At 62.3% G+C, this 17582-nt stretch carries 12 protein-coding genes; 6 read left to right on the top strand and 6 right to left on the bottom strand.

From position 1 onward, the window contains the following. Positions 1-4 precede the first annotated feature (4 nt). From J4G38_RS10085 to J4G38_RS10075, 3 genes are all read right to left on the bottom strand, one after another. On the bottom strand, positions 5-1858 hold the full coding sequence (locus J4G38_RS10085; protein WP_210516551.1) for a polysaccharide deacetylase family protein: 1854 nt from the start codon (positions 1856-1858) through the stop codon (positions 5-7). 201 nt (positions 1859-2059) lie between these two features. Continuing rightward, entirely contained in the window at positions 2060-3262 is a 1203-nt protein-coding gene (locus J4G38_RS10080; RefSeq protein WP_210516552.1) for a threonine synthase, read from the bottom strand. 63 nt (positions 3263-3325) lie between these two features. Continuing rightward, positions 3326-4231 carry a LysR family transcriptional regulator gene (locus J4G38_RS10075; protein ID WP_210516553.1) on the bottom strand — a complete coding sequence of 302 codons (906 nt, stop codon included), beginning with the start codon at positions 4229-4231 and terminating at the stop codon, positions 3326-3328. Between the two features lie 94 nt (positions 4232-4325). Here J4G38_RS10075 and J4G38_RS10070 point away from each other — a divergent pair, with 94 nt between their 5' ends. The 3 genes from J4G38_RS10070 (at position 4326) to J4G38_RS10060 (ending at position 7351) form a co-directional block, all read left to right on the top strand. Continuing rightward, entirely contained in the window at positions 4326-4823 is a 498-nt protein-coding gene (locus J4G38_RS10070) for a hypothetical protein (RefSeq protein WP_210516554.1), read from the top strand. A 9-nt stretch (positions 4824-4832) separates the two neighbouring features. Continuing rightward, a complete protein-coding gene (locus tag J4G38_RS10065; protein ID WP_210516555.1) occupies positions 4833-6239 on the top strand; it encodes a M64 family metallopeptidase in 1407 nt (468 codons plus the stop codon). A gap of 251 nt (positions 6240-6490) precedes the next feature. Then, on the top strand, positions 6491-7351 hold the full coding sequence (locus J4G38_RS10060; protein ID WP_210516556.1) for an aldo/keto reductase: 861 nt from the start codon (positions 6491-6493) through the stop codon (positions 7349-7351). 123 nt (positions 7352-7474) lie between these two features. Here the strand turns inward: J4G38_RS10060 and J4G38_RS10055 are convergent, their stop codons facing one another. Further along, positions 7475-8212, bottom strand: coding sequence for an SDR family oxidoreductase (locus J4G38_RS10055; RefSeq protein ID WP_210516557.1), 738 nt, complete (start codon positions 8210-8212; stop codon positions 7475-7477). A 76-nt stretch (positions 8213-8288) separates the two neighbouring features. Then, positions 8289-9179 (bottom strand): AraC family transcriptional regulator, encoded by an 891-nt coding sequence (locus J4G38_RS10050; protein WP_210516558.1) that lies wholly within the window; start codon positions 9177-9179, stop codon positions 8289-8291. Positions 9180-9263: 84 nt separating this feature from the next. On the opposite strand from J4G38_RS10050, the gene J4G38_RS10045 reads away from it, so the two are divergent. Continuing rightward, positions 9264-10184 (top strand): helix-turn-helix domain-containing protein, encoded by a 921-nt coding sequence (locus tag J4G38_RS10045; RefSeq protein WP_210516560.1) that lies wholly within the window; start codon positions 9264-9266, stop codon positions 10182-10184. A 170-nt stretch (positions 10185-10354) separates the two neighbouring features. Here J4G38_RS10045 and J4G38_RS10040 read toward each other — a convergent pair whose 3' ends face one another. Beyond that, entirely contained in the window at positions 10355-10981 is a 627-nt protein-coding gene (locus J4G38_RS10040; RefSeq protein WP_210516562.1) for a chloramphenicol acetyltransferase, read from the bottom strand. Positions 10982-11155: 174 nt separating this feature from the next. Between J4G38_RS10040 and J4G38_RS10035 the strand changes: the two genes are divergently transcribed. Together J4G38_RS10035 and J4G38_RS10030 are read left to right on the top strand one after the other, a co-directional pair. After that, the gene (locus J4G38_RS10035; RefSeq protein WP_210516564.1) at positions 11156-11851 is read left to right on the top strand and encodes an HAD family hydrolase; all 696 of its coding nucleotides are present in this window, start codon (positions 11156-11158) and stop codon (positions 11849-11851) included. Positions 11852-11968: 117 nt separating this feature from the next. After that, positions 11969-17521, top strand: coding sequence for an alpha-2-macroglobulin family protein (locus J4G38_RS10030; RefSeq protein ID WP_210516566.1), 5553 nt, complete (start codon positions 11969-11971; stop codon positions 17519-17521). The last annotated feature ends 61 nt before the right edge of the window (positions 17522-17582 follow it).

The raw sequence follows: 17582 nt of genomic DNA, 5'->3' as shown, positions 1-17582 counted from the left end.
GCGCTTATTTGCCGCGCTTCCAGCGGTAATATTTGCGGTACCAGGGCGACGTTTTTTTGAATAGGCTGCTCGTTGTTTCGTTCGGGAACATATTTATCCGAAACACCTGCATTCGGTCGTCTTCCAGGTGCAGGCCGCCGGTGTCGGTGGCAATGCCGAGGGCGAAACCGGCGTCGCGCACCGCATTTTTCACCGCCTCGTTGATGTCGCCATACGGATAGGCAAAGCTGACAATTTCAGTTTTCAGAACGGCTTCTAATTCCGTTTTGCTGCGCTGAATTTCGGTAGCGGCGGCGGCTAGTGGCAGGGTGGTTAGCTTTGGGTGCGACATGGTGTGCGCGCCAATTTCCCAGCCAGCAGCCACGAAACGCCGTTTTTGGGCCAGGTCCATAATATCGGAGCGGGGCTCGGTGGGGTCTACGGCCAGGTCCCATTGATTATAGCGCACGTCAAAATCGCCCAATAAATACAGCACCCCCCGGTAGCCGTACTGCTGCATTAGCGGCAGCAGATTGGTGTAATTATCGGTGTAGCCGTCGTCGAACGTGAGAATAATAGGGCGCGCCGGAAAATCAGCCAATGACAATTCACCGTTCGCATATTTCAAATAATCAGCAAACGTAATGGGCGTTAATTTCTGCTTTTTGAAATAGGCCAGGTGTTTTTCAAAATTGTCTTTCGTGACGTAAATCTGATGTTTAGTGGCCAGCGGTGCATCGGGGATTTTATGGTACATCAGCACCGGAATAAAGCCCGGCGAAGCTTTGTGCATCCGGGCGGCCTGGTATACGGCCAGCACCCGCGCCGCCACGGTGGCGGCGTCATAGTGCGCCCGTACCTGCTGCCGCAACGCCACCGTGACCGGCTGCGGGGCCGGCAGGAAAGCCCGCGCATCGGCCAGCAGCGCATTGTAATCCACTTCATTGGCGGAAACGACTGCTGAAATATCCCCAAAGTTGGAAGCGGCGGCCGAGGCAAACGTCTCTTCGGTAACCAAACCTGCGTAGCTGGCTTCGCCCAACGCCAGCACCGGCCGGCCCGCCCCTAGCGCCTCAATGGCCACCCGCCCCGCGCCGATGACCAGCGTGGTGCGTGCCAGCCAGCCGGCCACGTCATCGGTGAAGCCCACCACTTCTATCCGGTCTCCAAAATCGGCCTGGAGCTGCGCTAGCGCAGCCTTTCCGGCTGCGGGCAGGTGTTCCAGCTCCCCACCGATTAGGGCCAAGCTGAGGAGTGGAAATTCGCGCAGCAAAGCCGGGAAAACGTGTTGGAGCAGGGCGGCGGCCCGCTCGCCCTTGCCGCCGTTGAAGCGGCCGATGAACGATATTCTTACTGAAGAATGAGGAATGAATACCGAAGAATTATTGCTCGTTAATTCTTCGTTGCCAAAGGCCACGCCGTTTGGAATGGTGACGATTTTGGCGGCGTCCATCTTCACTTCCGCTACTAGGTGCGCCCGCAGGTTTTCGCAGATGGCGATGACTTTATCGCCGTAGATATCAAACAGCGAGGTAGACGTATGCAGGTGTTGGCGGCCGTGCACGGTGCTCACCAGCGGCACTTTCAGGCCGCGCAGGGCGAGGTAGCTCACCCAGCTGGCGGCCCGGGAATGGGCGTGCACTACGTCAATATTTTCGAGCTGCACCAGCTGCCGGATGCGCTGGCTGTTGCGCAGCCGCTGCCCAAAACGACGGTTGCTGATGGGCACGCGAACCTGCGTGGCCTGGGTGGGCAGCTGGTCGGAATCGGACAGCAGCCAGACGGTGTGGCCCTGCTGGCGGTGCGCCTCGGCCAGCTGCACGGCATAGGCCACGGAGCCCGCAAAAAACTCGGCCGAAAGAACGTGGAGGATGCGCATGCGGCAAAGGTATTGCCGAGGTTGGAGTCGGTTGCTGTAAGGAAAATCCCGAAACGCTATGCTGAGCACCAAACGTCATGCTGAGCGCAGCCGAAGCATCTCGCGTGCTTTAGTAAACCAATCGCAGGGAAAGGATTACTGCTGCACGCGAGATGCTTCGGCTACGCTCAGCATGACGTTCCTTTTTCGTTCTCTCAACCCCTATTCCCAGGCCCGGCCGGCCACGTTGTCCATGTATTTCTGGCCGTTGCCGGTGTTCAGGAGCAGGATTTTCTCGTCGCGGTGCAGCCAGCCGGAATCGAGCAGCTGGCGGGCGGCCGTCCACACGGCGCCGCCTTCGGGGGCTACGAACAGGCCTTCCTGCTGGCCAAGGTCGCGCATGCCGGCCAGCATGCCTTCTTCGCTCACGCTCACCACCGTGCCGTTGGACTCGCGCAGCACGCGCAGCATCATGGCCTCGCCCAGCGGGTGCGGCACGGCCAGGCCGTTGGCCAGCGTGGCGCGGCCCTGGTAGGCGTGGCAGTTGGGCTGGTGGCCGAGGTAGGTTTCGAGGAGCGGACAGCAGTTTTCGGCCTGCACGGCCACCATGCGTGGCAGTTTCACGCCGGGCGCGAGCCAGCCGAGGGCCTTCATTTCCTGAAAGGCTTTCCAGATGCCGATGAGGCCGGTGCCGCCGCCGGCGGGGTAGAGCAGCACGTCGGGCAGGGTCCAGCCCAGCTGCTCGGCGATTTCGTAGCCCATGGTTTTCTTGCCTTCGAGGCGGTAGGGCTCTTTCAGGGTCGAGATGTCGAGCAGGGCGCCGTCGGCGTTGCGCTGGCGCACACGCGCCCCGCAGTCGCTGATGAGGCCATCGACCAGCTCCACTTCGGCCCCGTACCAGTAGCATTCTTCCTTGAAGGCCTGCGGGGTGTGGCGGGGCATCACCACCACGGCTTTGAGGCCGGCGCGGGCGCAGTAGGCGGCCAGGGCCACGCCCGCGTTGCCGGCCGTGGGGATGATGCAGCCTTCCACGCCCAGTTCTTTGGCTTTGGAAACGGCCATGCTAAGGCCGCGCGCTTTGAACGAGCCGGTGGGATTTTGGCCTTCGTCCTTCAAGAGAAGGGAGGACAGCTCGTGGCGCGCGGCCAGGCGCGGCAAGCGCAGCAGCGGGGTCAGGCCTTCGCCTAAGGTGACTTTGTTTTCGTCGTGGAGCAGGGGCAGCAACGCGCTGTAGCGCCACATCGACGCATCGGTCTGGTCGATTACGTCGCGGCTGAGGGGTTCCTGCAAGTCGTAGCCGGCCACGAGGGGCAGGCTGCAACAGGCTGAAACGCGCTGCAAATCGAAGGCAGAACACGCGGTGCCGCAGGCCGAGCAGTGCAATGCGGCTAAACGGGAAAGGGAATCGGAGGCGACCAGGTTCATGGGGCAAAGTACGGAAATACCCGGACCGGGGTATGCCTGTTTGGGATGGGCATTTGGAATAGCCTATGCCTTGCCGGAATAGTAGCGCCTGGTGAATTGCAGGAAATCCTTGTAAGGTGCGTTGTTCTCCGTGCCCTTGCGCTGGATGAAATTGAACTTGCGCCGCAGGGGAAAATCCTTGATTTTGACTTCGACGAACTCGCCGGAAGCCAGCTCTTTCACCACGGCCTGCCGGGGCAGGAAAGCCAGGCAGGTATCGACCCGCACGAAGTTTTTGAGGGCTTCGGTGCCGCCCAGGCGCACCCGCACGGGCAGGGCGGCCAGCTTGATGCGGTGCCGGGCCAGGGCTTCTTCGAGCACGGCCAGGGTGCCGGAACCGTCCTCGCGCAGGGCCAGCGGCGTGGTGAGCAGGTCGTGGATTTCGAGGGTGCGGTGTTCGAGCGGCGTGTTGGCGGCGCACACGGCCACCACGTCGTCGGTGAGCAGGGGCGTGTAGGTCACGTTGCTCACTTTGTGGATGCCTTCGATGATGCCCAACTCGATTTCATGGTCGAGCAGGGCCCGCAGGATGTTATCGGAATTGCGGTTTTTGAGGCTGAGCTGGCGGTTGGGGTGCAGCCGCAGGTAGGCCGACACCACGGGCGGCAGCACGTAGAGCGAGATGGTGGTGCTGGCCCCGATGATGAGGTGCATGGTGGGCGCGAACGCCGTGCTCAGCTCGCTCATTTCCTGGTGCAGCTCCTGTTGCAGCTGCTTGGCTTGCAGCAGCTTCTGGTAGAGCTTGAGGCCGGCCGGCGTGAGCTGAATGCTGCTGCCGAGGCGCTCGAACAGGCCGGTTTTGTAGTGCTCCTCCAGGGCTTTCACCTGCTTGCTCACAGCCGACTGGCTGATAAACAGCGCCTGGCTGGCCTTGGTGAAACTCAGGCGCTGGGCTACTTCGAGGAAGACTTCGTGCGGATGGGAAAGCATAAGGCAAAGATGCGCCGACAGCCTTTAGATTGAGCTGCGATGAGAAGCCAAAATAGATTCAATTCATTATTAACAAAGCCCTACATTTAACTTCATGAAACAGCTTTCGAAGCCGTTGCTGCTGCTCGGGCTGCTAACCGGCGTGGCCGGATGCACCCGGCGGCCGGCGGCGGCTTACCAACCGCTGGTGGCTACTGCTACCCTTGCCGCCCCGCAGCTGCTGTTTCTCAGCTGCCGGATGACGGCGGCCACCACGGGTTCGCGGCTGGAAGTACTGCAGGCCAGGGCCGTGCCCGGCGACCTGAAAACGCCGGAAGCCGATGCCGACACGCCGGATTTCGTGCGCGTGTCGCAGCTGGACAACCGGGGGCAGGCCCTGGCCCAGCTGCGCGTGGCGCACCCGCTGCGGCACAGCGTAGAGCACGTTGGCGACGACCACCGCACCTTCCAGCGCAGCGAGGTGAAGCTGCCGAGTGGCGAGTTTTTTGTGCGGCTGGCGTTGCGGCCCACCGCGGCCACCATCCGCGTGGAAGAAGTAGCCGACGGCAACACCACTTTGCTCACCGAATTTCCTGTTCCGCCTAAGTCTTAACCCGAATTCATGAAAAAACTCGCTACTCTCTGGCTGCTCATGCTGCTGGGCGGCGCGCTGGCCACGCCGGCCGCTGCCCAAACGTTCCCGGTGGATACGCTGGTGAAAACCGGCCCGCTCACCAAGCGCATTAACCTGGTTTTCGTGCCCGACGGCTACCGGGCCAGCGAGATGCCGCTGTTTCTGACCCGTGTGACCCAGACGATGAACAGCCTGTTTGGCCAGACGCCGTTTCTGGAATACCGCTCGTATTTCAATGCGTTTGCCATTGAAGTGCCGTCGACGCAAAGCGGCTCGACGCACCCGCGCACCGCCCCGGACTGCTCCCCCACATCGGTGGTCTACGCAAACACCACCGCGTTTGGCAGCACCTTCGACTACGGCGGCATTCACCGCTTGCTGGTGCCTGCAGCCACTGCGGCCATAGGCACCGTGCTGGCCAATAATTTCCCGCGCTATGACCAGGTATTCGTGTTGGTAAACGACACCGAGTACGGCGGCTCGGGCGGGGCGCTGGCCACGGCTTCGGCCAATACCAGCGCCACCGAAATCATGGTGCACGAAATCGGCCACTCGTTCGCGGGGCTCTCGGATGAGTACTGGGCCGGGGCGCAGTACGCCCGCGAAACCCAGAACATGACCCAAACCACCAACCCCGCCACCGTGCGCTGGGCCCCGTGGGTGGGAACAAATGGCATCGGCATCTACCCGCACACCACCGACCCAACCTGGCAAAAGCCCCACCAGAACTGCAAGATGCAGTTTCTGGGCATGCCGTTTTGCGCCGTGTGCCGCGAGGCTTTCGTGGAAAAATTCCACACCCTGGTTTCGCCGCTGCAATCGTACTCGCCCACGGCGCTTGCCATCAACGCGCCCACCCAAAACCTACAGTTTGCCCTCACGCTGCTGCCGCCGGCGCCCAATTCCATCAGAGTAACCTGGACTCGCGACGGCATCGTGTTTGCCCGCAACACCACCAGCATCACCGTACCCCTTGCGCAGCTGCCGGTGGGCACCCACGTGGTGCGCGCCGTGGTGATTGATACCACGGCCCTCACGCGCCGGGCCACTCACCTCACGCAGCACAGCTACACCGTGGACTGGACCATCAACCGCACCGTTACCGGCGTGACCATGGCCTCGGCCACGGCCGAATACGAGGTCGAAACTTACCCCAACCCGGTGGGCGACCTGCTGAACCTGAACTACACGCTGCCCCGGACGGCGCCGGTAGTCCTCACCGTGCTCGACGCGGCGGGCCGCACCGTGCGCACCATTCGCTACAACCGCCAGGCCCCCGGCCGCTATCAATACCAATTGAAGCCCGACGAGCTGGGCATTCGGGCCGTGGGCGTGTACACGCTGCTCCTGAACGTGGACGGCGTGCCCATTTCGCGGCAGCTGGTGAAGGAATAGCGCTTTAGCGAAGCCGCACGGCCGGTTTAGCGGCAAGGTGGGGCGCGTTAACCCGGTTGGGTAAAAGCTCCGCTGCATCCCCTGGTCAGTTTCATTGGTGGCTCAACCGGCAGCTGTCACTAGCGGGCTGGTTCCTCAATTTGTGGCACACAAACCGGAATTCGGATAGCACACCCAGCTGCCTGGCCTCGGAACTTTGTCCTATCCAATGGCTGCCAGGGCAGCTACTCATCACCACCTATCCTTAATTCATGGACAACGCATTGTCAGCAGCACCCACCTTCTTATTGGGAGGTGATTTACCTATCAACCGGCTCGGCTTTGGCGCGATGCGCATTATGGCGCAGCCCGCCTGGGGCCAGCCCGCCGACCGCCCGGCCATGCTCGCGCTGCTGCGCCGCGTGGTGGAGCTCGGGGTCAACTTTATCGACACGGCTGATATGTACGGCCCCTTCGTGTCGGAAGAGCTAATCGCCGAAGCCCTGCACCCCTACCCGGCCGGGCTGGTTATCGGCACCAAGGGCGGGTGCGTGAGCTTCGGGCCACCCCCGGAAGGCGTGCTGCTCGACGGCACGCCGCAGCACCTGCACGATGCCCTCCACGGCAGCCTGCGCCGCCTCCACCTGGAGCGCATCGACCTTTACCAGCTGCACCGCATCGACCCGCGCGTACCCGCTGAGCGCACCTTCACGGCGTTGGCCGAGTTCCGGCAGCAGGGCCTGGTGCGGCACCTGGGCTTGTCGGAAGTGTCGGTTGAGGACATCAGACTGGCCCAGCAGTTTTTCCCGGTGGCTTCCGTCCAGAACCGCTACAGCCTTTTCGACCGGGCGGCCGAGCCCGTGCTGGACTATTGCCGCGAGCAGGGCATTGCCTTCATTCCGTGGTTTCCCATCGGCGGGGGCCAGGTGCAGGACATGGCCATTGTGGAGCAGGTAGCGGCGCGGCACCAGGTGGCGGCGCGCCAGCTGGCCCTGAGCTGGCTGCTGCACCACGCCCCCAACATCCTGCCCATCCCGGGCACCGGCAGCATTGCCCACCTCGAAGAAAACGTGCGGGCAGCCTCCATCCAGCTGACCGCGCTGGATATGCAGGAGCTGGATGCCCTCCGCTAGGGCTTGGGAACGGTAGTCAAAAGCCCGTCATGCTGAGCGCAGCGAAGCATCTCTACCGCAGTAGTAAATGGGAATTACTTACGCGGTAGAGATGCTTCGGCTGCGCTCAGCATGACGGGCTGTTTACCACGGGCTGATGCCTGTTTCCGGCGCATTATCATCGCTAAAAAACTGGCTGGTGGGGCCATCCGGACCCAACAGGGCAGCTTTTACGACGCGGGCGGCGGCTTCGGGCACGCTGCCGGGGCCGCTGTGGTGGTTGAAGTCGGTGGCGGTGTAGCCGGGGTCCACGGCGTTTACTTTGAAGGGGGTATCGCGCAGCTCGTAGGCCAGCATGATGGTGTAGGCATTTAGGGCCGCTTTGGAGGGCTGGTAGGCGGCGCCCTTCACGGCGTAATACTTCCACGACGGGTCGTTGTGCAGCGTCAGCGAGCCCAGCCCGGAGGTGACGTTCACGATGCGGGGCGCGGGCGACGGGCGCATGAGGTCGATGAAGGCCTGCGTCACCTCAATCACGCCAAACAGGTTGGTTTCGAACACTTCCTTAATCATGCTGATGTCGGCGCTGAGCGGCGGTTGCGACATCGTCCCCAAAATGCCGGCGTTGTTGATGAGGACGTCCAGGACGGGCGTTTTTTGGCCCACGGCCTCACGGGCGGCTTTTATGGAAGCGCCATCTGCGGTGTCGATTTGAACGGGCTCGACCTGGGAAAAACCTTCCGATTTCAATTGGTCGACGGCCTGCTGGCCGTTTTCTAAATTGCGGCTGCCGAGGTACACGTAATAGCCGTTTTGGAGGAGCTGCCGGGCCGTTTCGAAGCCGATGCTTCGGTTGGCGCCGGTAATGAGTGCGGTTTTCATGGTCAATGATTTTCAATTGGTTAACAGCACAAAATTACCGGGCTCCGTTGGCGCGGCTGGCACCCATTCCGCGGTATTACTGGTACATTTTACGGATGGTGGCGCGGTACTCGGCCGGCGTAGTGCCGGTTTCGCGCTTGAAGAAGCGGTTGAAATAGGAAGCGTCCGAAAACCCGAGGTCAAAGGCAATTTCCTTGAGCGAATGCTGGGTGTAGAACAGCAGCCGCCGGGCTTCGAGCACCAGCCGCTCGTGCACGTGCTTGATGGCCGGCCGGCCGCTCTGGGCTTTCACCACCTCGCTCAGGTGCCCCGCCGAAATGTGCAGCGCCGCCGCGTAAGCGCCCACCTCGTGCAGCTCGCGGTAGCATTCCTCAATCCGGGCCTGGAAGGTCTTCAGCAGCTGCTGGTCGGCCGAGGGCTCGTCGCCCGTAAACTGCTCCATATACAAGCGGCTCAGGTAGGTGAGCAGCACCGTCAGGTAGGCGCTCAGCATGCGGTGCTGCCACTCGCCGGGGCGTTGGCACTCGGCTTCGAGCTTGGCCAGCAGCTCCCCCACAAAGGCTCCGTCGGCTTCGGTGAGCAGCAGTTCGTGCCCGTGGTAGGGATTCTGGATGAGCGGCAGGTTGCGCAGGGCCGCGTTCTGCTGCAAGGCCAGGAACTCGTTCGTGAACGTGAGGCGGGTGCCCCAAAAGGGCGTGGGGGCCTCTTTTACCAGAATTTGGTTCGGGTCCGAGAAGTACAGCGTGTTGTTCTTCCGGTTGTAGGGCGTCATGTCCACCCAGTGCCGGCCGCGGTTGTGCTTCACAAAAACCAGCAGGTAATAGGCCTTGCGGTGCGGTATCAGCAGGTTTTCTTCGTAGGTCAGCTCGCCTTCCGAGCGCAGGAGGGTAAACAGTTTGCTCCCGGTCACTTCGTCCCGCTCGAACGGATAGATGGGGACCGGCTGCTGGCTGCTGAGCGTATACATGGGCTGAGTCTGTATTTTTGGTAGCTACAACTACGGCGCTGTTTCCGTGTTCATCCGGAAGCGCTGCTATTATTCAACATCCGCATGAAATCTTCCACGGCCCGCTTTGCCATCCTGAATACGGTCGCCGACTTCACGGAGCACTACGGCTTTGCCGCGCCCAGCCATCCGCTCCTGACGGTCATCGACCTGGCCCGGTACCCGCCGCCCGATTTTGCGCTGAAACCCGCCCTGCGCCACCTCTACCTCGTTGTGTTGAAACGGCACTTCCACGGCCAGCTCCCCTACGGGCAGCAGGTGTACGACTACCGGCACGGCGTGCTGGGCTTTTATGCGCCCGGCCAGCCCGTGCAGTTTTGCCCCCGGCCGGGGGCTCCCGTGTCGGAAAATCCGCAGGGCTGGATGGTGGTTTTTCACCCCGATTTGCTGCTGCACCGCCCGCCCGGCCCGTTTCCGGGCAGCTACCCGTTTTTTGCCTACCGCGTGCAGCAGGCCCTGGACCTGTCGGCCACCGACGAGCAGCTGCTGAACCACGCCGTGACCGCCTTGCGGCAGGAGAGCGCGCAGCCCGCCGATGCCTTCAGCCAGCAATTGCTGAGCACTCAGCTCGACGTGCTGCTGCAATACGCCAGCCGGGCCTACCACCGACAATTCCCCACGGAACCAGCCAACGGCCCCGACCTGCTCAGCCGCTTCGAGGCCCTGCTGGCCACCTACCTCGACCACGCCGCCGAGCAGCCCCTGCCCACCGTGCAGCATTTCGCGGAGGCGCTGCACGTATTGCCCGCCTACCTGGGCGACGTGCTCCGCACCCACACGGGCCAGAATGCGCAGCAGCACCTGCACCACGCGCTTATTGAAAAAGCCCGCCGCCTGCTCCTGGGCACGTCCCTGAGCATTCGCGAAACCGCGTTTTACCTTGGTTTTGATAACCCGTCGTACTTCAGCCGCCTGTTCAAGGACAAAACCGGCCTCACGCCCGCCGGGTTCCGGCAGTCGGCCTAGGGTGCCCGAAGTGCCTTTGCGCTCCCCTCGCCTCGCTTAAGAAGGTGAGCGCGGGAAGTTTCAGCTGGTTTGTGCTCAGAAAGTCACAGGGAACCCATTTGAACGTCGTGCTTCGACTCCGCGGACGCCAGATGAACCTGATGCGTTCCTTCGAATCACGAACCGCCTGCCTATCCCAGCCGCCGTTGCAGCGCGGCCAGGAACAGCCCGGCGTGGTAGCCGTCGCCGAGGCCGTGGTGCAGATTGACCGACACGGGCATCCGGCGGGTAGCGCCGTCCTCAAACACCTGGCCGAAGGAGATTTTGGGGCAGCTATCGGGGTGGCTGAAGCTGCGGGCGTGCGAGAGCGCCGTGAAGCGCACCCACGGCAGGGCCGAGCAATGCACCACATCAGGCCGGCCGGTGGTGGCGGTGAGGCGCAGGCCGGTGCTGGCCTGCACGGCCGCAATTTCGGCCTCGGCGGCGGCGATGAAGCCAGCCAGCGTGTCGTGCTGCTCGATGAAGCTGAAGGCAAATGTGTGGTCGGCCCGGCCAAGGGTGGCGGAGGCATGGATACGGTCGTAGCAATATACCTGGCCGTTTTCGATGCGGTAGCGGAAGGCTTCGACTTCGTTGGCCGCCTCCAGGGCGTGGTAGAGGTAGTAGAGAAAAAACGACACGCCCAGCCGTTTGGCTTCGGCCTGCGCGGCCGTGCAGTCGACGTTGGCAGTGAGGCCGAAAAAAGGCTCTTCGAAGGCGGAGAAGAAGGCAAAATGCTCGCGGCGCGGCCAGGTTTTGAGGTCAATCAGGTGCTTCATAGCAGGCAAAGGTCGGTAGCTTTGCGGCGTTCCTAATTGGTCATGCAGAGCGCAGCGAAGCATCTCGCGTGTGGTAGTAATCCAGTCGCCAGAAAAGATATGGTGGTGGCACGCGAGCCGCTTCGCTATACTCTGCATAACGTTCCACCGCATAACGTTCTAAAATCGTTTCCCATGCCTACCCAAACTTTCATCGCCTTCGACGCCGACGATACCCTCTGGCCCAACCAGCCGCACTTCGACAACGTCGAAGCCGAACTGCTGCAACTGCTGGCGCCTTATGCCGATGTCGATACCATCAACGCCCGGCTCTACGACGTGCAGCGGGCCAACATGCAGCTGTTCGGCTACGGGGCCAAGTCGTTCATGCTCTCGATGATTGAAACCACGATTCAGCTCTCGGGCGGCGCCGTGGTGGGGAGCGAAATCCAGCAGATTCTGGATATGGGCAAGGACTTGCTGCGCTTCGCCATTGAGCCGCTGCCCGACGTGGTGGAGGTGCTGAAGGAGCTAAAGCAGCGCGGCCATCAGCTCATCATTCTCACCAAAGGCGACCTGTTCGACCAGGAAAGCAAAATTGCCCGCTCCGGCCTGGGTGACTTCTTCGACTACGTCGAAATCGTGAGCGAGAAGGACGAGCCCACCTACCGCCGCCTCTTCGCCCGCCTCGGCATCACGCCCGAGAACTTCGTGATGATTGGCAACTCCCTGAAATCCGACATTCTGCCGGTAGTGCGGCTGGGCTTCCCTGCCATCCACGTCCCCTACCACGCCAACTGGATTCACGAGCACGTGCCCGCCGAGCTGCTGGCGGGGCTGGAGTTTCGGGTGGTGGAGCGGCTGCGCGAGGTACTGGAGTACGTGAGGTGAACGGAGCCGGAATCGTCCAACGCCAACCCACGAAATATTACGTCTCTACCAGCGTTCACTCGCACAACGCTGGCACTTTTCTGCTACCTTCCGGCCACAATTCCACTCCCCCTCCCCATGCTGGCCCGTTACCGCTTTTTGCCACTGCTGCTTGTGCTGCTGGCCGCCTCGTCGTGCTCCAAAAAAACCGCTCAGGAACAGGCCGCCGAAACGGCCCAGACCGACGGCGACGAAATCGACCCCTACTCCAATCTGGTGTTCACGTTCGATGAAAAAGTGGTGGACGAGGGCCAGCAGAACCGCTGGGATACCACGCGCTACGTGACGTTCTCGCCCAACATTCGCGGCAAGTTCAAGTGGACCGGCGACCGGGAACTGACCTTTTCGCCGCTGGAGCCCTTCCGGCCCAGCACCGTTTTCGCGGCTAGCCTGCGGCCCGAAACGCTGCCCAGCGGCAAGCAGAAGCTGGCCCTGAACCGCGCCAAATTTCACACGCCGTATTTGGATATGGCCGCGCCGCAGGTGTTCTACGGCAGCTCGAAGCGGGCGGCAGGCACGGCGGAATTGAAGGCCAACCTGGTTTTCAACTACCCCGTGCGGCCCTCGGATGTGAAGTCTCGCCTGAAAGTGACGCAGGACGGCAAGCCCATTGCGGTGGAAGTAAACTCCGCCGAGCCCGATGCCATGGTGGCCATCACCTTCATGCAGGGCGTGCGGCCGGGCTCGCCGGTGCAGATTGACATTGCGCCCGGCCTGCGCCCCGCCGCCGGCACCAAAGCCACCGAAAAAACCCTTACCGCCCAGGCCGAAATCCCCGACCAAAGCACGATGGAAGTGCGCGAGCTCACCGGCTCGCTGTTCAACGGCCTGCCCGTGGTGACGGTGCTGACCACCCAGCCCGTGCGCGCCACCGACATTCAGGCCAACCTGAAAGTGACGCCCACGGTGGCCTTTTCGGTGGAAGCGCTGGAAAGCGGCTTCGCCCTGCGCGGTGGGTTTGAGGTGGGAAAAACGTACCAGATTGCTTTGGCGGCCGGCACCACGGGCGCGCTGGGCGGCACGCTGGGCCAGGCGTTCAGCCAGGCCGTTTCGTTTGGTGATGAGCGGCCGAGTCTGACGTTCACCAGCACCGACAAGGCCATGTACCTCGACGCGCTGGGCAACCGGAATCTGGGCCTGCGCATCAACGAAGTGGCCAAAGTGAAGGTGACCATCGCGAAGGTCTACGCCAACAATATTCAGCAGCTGATGCGCGGCGAAAAGCAGTACGGCTACCCCGAATACGACGAAGATGAGCCCCGCGAAGCCAACACCGACGAAAACGGCGACTACATCGACCGCAGCTTCCAGTATTACGACACCGAAACCATCGGCAACGTCCTATCGGAGCGCACGATTTCGGTGGATGCGTTGCCTAAGGAAGGCGGGATGCGCCTACTGAACCTGGATTTGAAAGCGCTGGAATTTCAGGGGCCGATGAAGGGCCTGTACGTCATCCGCGTGCAGGACACCGAGCGGCAGTGGCTGCAAGTGAGCAAGCTGGTGGCCGTGACCGATTTGGGCCTGATTGTGAAGCAGGGCGCCACGGGCGGCACCACGGTTTTCGCCAATTCCATCCGCACGGCCGAGCCGCTGGCGGGCGTCACGGTGAACCTCGTGAGCTCGAATAATCAGGTGATTGGCACGACGACCACGGACAAATCCGGCGTGGCGCAGTTTGACTCCGCCGCCAGCATGAAGCGCTTCTCGCTGGGCATGATTACGGCGGTGAAGGATGCCGACTTTTCCTTCCTCGACCTCACCAAAAGCCGGGTCGAAACCTCGCGGTTTGAAGTGGGCGGATTGACCTCGAACGCGGCGCATTATCAGGCGTTTCTGTACGGCGAGCGCGACCTGTACCGGCCCGGCGACACGGTACGGACCAACGCCGTCATCCGCACCGAGGACTGGAAGATTCCGCCCACCGGCCTGCCAATGAAAATCCGCCTGCTGCTGCCCAGCGGCAAGGAATACAGCAGCTTGCAGCAGAAGCTGAGCGCGGCCGGCAGCTTCGAAAGCAGCTTCATTCTGCCGCCCACCGTCATGACCGGCCAGTACTCGATGGAGGTGCTCACCGGCAACGACGTGCTGCTGACCTCGCGGCCAATCAGCGTGGAAGAATTCATCCCCGACCGCCTGAAAGTGACCGTGACCGCCGCGCCCGCCGTGCTCAAACCGGGCCAGGACGTGACGGCCAACATCACGGCCATCAACCTGTTTGGCCCGCCCGCCGCCGACCGCAAGTTTGAGGTCGAATTCTCGCTGAAGCAGAAGTATTTCTCGGCCCCGAAATACCCCGACTACAACTTCACCATCAACAGCGGCGAGCGGCACAAATCGACCAACGGCGACGGCGAGGACAGCGAAAGCGCCCTCACCTCGCGCTTCGAGAAAACCGTGCGCGAAGGCAGCACCGACGCCGCCGGCCACGGCACCGCCGCCTACACCATCCCCGATTTCCACGACCTCGGCACGCTGGAAGGCGTGGCCTTCGCCACGGTGTTCGACGAAACCGGCCGGCCCGTGAACCGCCTCGCCACCTTCGACGTGCAGACGCAGGCCACGATGTTCGGCATCGGCAACCTACCCGACCTCATCGGCACCAAGCAGCCGCTCACGGTGAAGCTGCTGGCCCTCACGCCCGCCGGCAAACCCACCTCGACCCCGGCCGAGGTGAAGGTGGTGCGCATGCTCTGGGAAACCGTGCTGGAGCGCCAGGGCGGCCGCTACGTGTATAATTCGCAGCAGCGCGAGCAAACCATTCTCAGCAAATCCTACACCGTGGGGGCCGAAACCAGCTTCAGCTTCACCCCCATTTACTCGGGCGAATACGAGGTAAGAATCAGTCGGCCGGGCGCTACCAGCTACGTCACGCAGCGGTTTTATGCCTACGGCTACGGCGATACGCAGGCCAATTCCTTCGAGGTGAACAACGAGGGCGAGGTGACCATTGAGGCCGACAAGCCCAAATACGCCCCCGGCGAAACCGCTAATTTGCTGCTGAAATCGCCCTTTGCCGGCCGCATTCTGGTAACGGTGGAGCGGGCCAACGTGCTCGACCATTTCTACGTGACCACTGACGGCAAGGCGGCTGAGGTGAAAATCCCCATCAAAACCGAGCACGTCCCCAACGTGTACGTGACCGCCACCGCCGTGCGCGCCCATACCGCCCAGGACCGCCTGCCCCTCACCGTGGCGCGTGGCTTCCTGCCCCTCACCGTCGAAAAGCCCGATTCGCGCCTCGCCGTGGCCATTGCCGCACCCGCCGCCAGCCGCTCCCAGACCTGGCAAACCGTAGAAATCACCACTGCACCCCGCGCCCAGCTCACCCTGGCCGTGGTGGACGAGGGCATTCTGCAACGCAACGACTATCGCACTCCCGACCCGCACGGCTACTTCTACCAGAAACGGGCCTTGGAAGTATCGGCCTTCGATGTATATCCTTTCCTCCTACCGGAACTGGGCACCAGCAGCAGCGGCGGTGATGCCGCCGACATGGCCCGCCGTACCAACCCCATCCCCAACCGCCGCGTGAAACTGGTGGCCAAATGGAGCGGCGTCCTCACCGCCGACGGCGACGGCAAAGTGCGCTACCGGGTGCGCGTGCCGCAGTTCAGCGGGGCGCTCCGCATCATGGCCGTGGCCTACAAAGACGATGCCTTCGGCTCGGCCGAAGCCACGATGAAGGTGGCCGACCCGGTGGTAATTTCCACGGCGCTGCCGCGGTTTATGAGTCCCGGCGACACGATTGACGTGCCGGTGACGCTGACGAATACGACGGGTAAGCTAATGAGCGATGTTGCTGTTCGTATGCATGTCAATAGTCCACTTCACACAGCACCGCCAATGAATGCAATGGACCCTCTTGATGCTCCCGCTGGCGAGAGTTGGGACGCAACCTCTATTCATGAACTCAAGCCTGGCACTGAAATGCGACGCACTTTTCATATCCGAGCTTTAGCTAGTATAGGCGTTGGCACTGTCAAAGTCGAGGTGTATTCAAAAGCCACTAAAGAAACATTCACGGAAACAATTGAACTCCCCGTTCGCCCCGCCGCCTCGCTCGAAAAGCGCACCGGCAGCGGCGTAGTGGCCGGCGGAGCCACGCTCCCGCTCAACCTGAAAACCGATTTCCTGCCCACCTCGCTCAGCAGCAGGCTTGTCGTGAGCCGCTCGCCGCTCACGGAGTTCAGCAAGGATTTGCGCTACCTGCTGCAATACCCCTACGGCTGCCTGGAGCAAACCGTGTCGGCCGCTTTCCCGCAGCTCTACTACGCCGATTTGGCCGCCACCTTGCAGCAGAAAACCGGGGCCGCTGCGAAAGCCCAGCGCTACAACCCGAACTACCACGTCCAGGAAGCCATCCGCAAGATTGAGAGCATGCAGCTCTACAACGGCAGCCTAAGCTACTGGCCGGGCGGCGACTACGACAACTGGTGGGCCACCGCCTACGCCGCCCATTTCCTGCAGGAAGCCCAGCAGGCCGGCTTCGCGGTGAATAAATCGGTCCTCGACAAGGTGCTGAAATACCTGGCCTTCCGCCTCAAAAAGCGCGAAACCGAACCCTACCAGTACTTCGACGCCAACAACCTGGCCCGCCAGCGCACGATAGCCAGCAAGGAAATTGCCTACTCGCTCTACGTCCTCGCCCTGGCCGGACGCCAGGACCCCGTAGCCCTGAACTACTACCGCGCCAACCGCCCCCTGCTGGCCGAAGACTCCCAATTCCTGCTGGCCTGCACCCAGAGCCTGCTCGGCAACCAGCGCGCCTTCCGCGAGCTGCTGCCCACCCGGTTCGGCGGCGAGCGCGCCGCCCACCGCGCCCTCGACGGCTCGTTCTACTCGCCCATCCGCGACGAAGGCCTGGTGCTCAACGCCCTCGTCAGCACCGACCCCAACAACCCGCAAATCCCCGGCATCGCCCGCCAGCTCAGCCGCCAGATGAAGTCGGCCTACTGGCTCAGCACCCAGGAACGCGCCTTCGCCCTGCTGGCCCTCGGCAAAATAGCCCGCCAGAACGCCCGCAGCACCGCCACCGCCACGCTCACCATCGACGGCAAACCAGCGGGGAATTTCACCGGCAAAGACCTCACCCTACGCAACGTGGCCAACCGCAACGTGAGCATCCGCACGGCTGGCAAGGGCAGCCTCTACTACTTCTGGGAAACCGAAGGCATCTCGGCCAGCGGCCAGGTGCATGAAGAAGATGCCTACCTGAAAGTTCGCCGCCAGTTCCTGAACCGCGACGGTGTGCCGCTGGGCACGCCCAGCTTCCGCCAGAATGATTTGGTGGTGGTGCGCATCACCATCGAAGCCGGCGACGCGGCCGGCGAAATCAAGAACGTGGCCATCACCGACCTGCTCCCCGCCGGCCTCGAAATCGAGAACCCACGCATCGGCCCGCTCCGCGAATTGGCTTGGGCGACGAATGCCGCCACGCCCGACTACCTGGACGTGCGCGACGACCGGATTAACCTGTTCACCACCGCCACAAGTACGCCGAAGAACTTTTATTACTTGTGCCGGGCCGTGTCAAAAGGCACGTTCAAGCTCGGCCCGGTGAACGCGGATGCGATGTATAACGCGGAGTACCACAGCTACAACGGGGCCGGCGTGGTGCGCGTCCGTTGAACGACACTGCGGACACTGCGATTTTAACACCCCGAAACACTGCGTGAAATGAAAACCGGAC

The organism is Hymenobacter terricola (genome assembly GCF_017921975.2).
In the GTDB taxonomy this organism is placed as follows: domain Bacteria; phylum Bacteroidota; class Bacteroidia; order Cytophagales; family Hymenobacteraceae; genus Hymenobacter; species Hymenobacter terricola.
The sequence above is the reverse complement of the archived record's forward strand: the minus strand, read 5'-3'. Positions and strand labels throughout refer to the sequence as shown.

Coding starts and splice junctions, on each gene's coding strand:
- J4G38_RS10035 (WP_210516564.1), top strand. CDS start 11,156: ATGCCTACCCAAACTTTCATCGCCTTCGACGCCGACGATACCCTCTGG.
- J4G38_RS10040 (WP_210516562.1), bottom strand. CDS start 10,981: ATGAAGCACCTGATTGACCTCAAAACCTGGCCGCGCCGCGAGCATTTT.
- J4G38_RS10070 (WP_210516554.1), top strand. CDS start 4,326: ATGAAACAGCTTTCGAAGCCGTTGCTGCTGCTCGGGCTGCTAACCGGC.
- J4G38_RS10055 (WP_210516557.1), bottom strand. CDS start 8,212: ATGAAAACCGCACTCATTACCGGCGCCAACCGAAGCATCGGCTTCGAA.
- J4G38_RS10030 (WP_210516566.1), top strand. CDS start 11,969: ATGCTGGCCCGTTACCGCTTTTTGCCACTGCTGCTTGTGCTGCTGGCC.
- J4G38_RS10080 (WP_210516552.1), bottom strand. CDS start 3,262: ATGAACCTGGTCGCCTCCGATTCCCTTTCCCGTTTAGCCGCATTGCAC.
- J4G38_RS10065 (WP_210516555.1), top strand. CDS start 4,833: ATGAAAAAACTCGCTACTCTCTGGCTGCTCATGCTGCTGGGCGGCGCG.
- J4G38_RS10050 (WP_210516558.1), bottom strand. CDS start 9,179: ATGTATACGCTCAGCAGCCAGCAGCCGGTCCCCATCTATCCGTTCGAG.
- J4G38_RS10060 (WP_210516556.1), top strand. CDS start 6,491: ATGGACAACGCATTGTCAGCAGCACCCACCTTCTTATTGGGAGGTGAT.
- J4G38_RS10045 (WP_210516560.1), top strand. CDS start 9,264: ATGAAATCTTCCACGGCCCGCTTTGCCATCCTGAATACGGTCGCCGAC.
- J4G38_RS10075 (WP_210516553.1), bottom strand. CDS start 4,231: ATGCTTTCCCATCCGCACGAAGTCTTCCTCGAAGTAGCCCAGCGCCTG.
- J4G38_RS10085 (WP_210516551.1), bottom strand. CDS start 1,858: ATGCGCATCCTCCACGTTCTTTCGGCCGAGTTTTTTGCGGGCTCCGTG.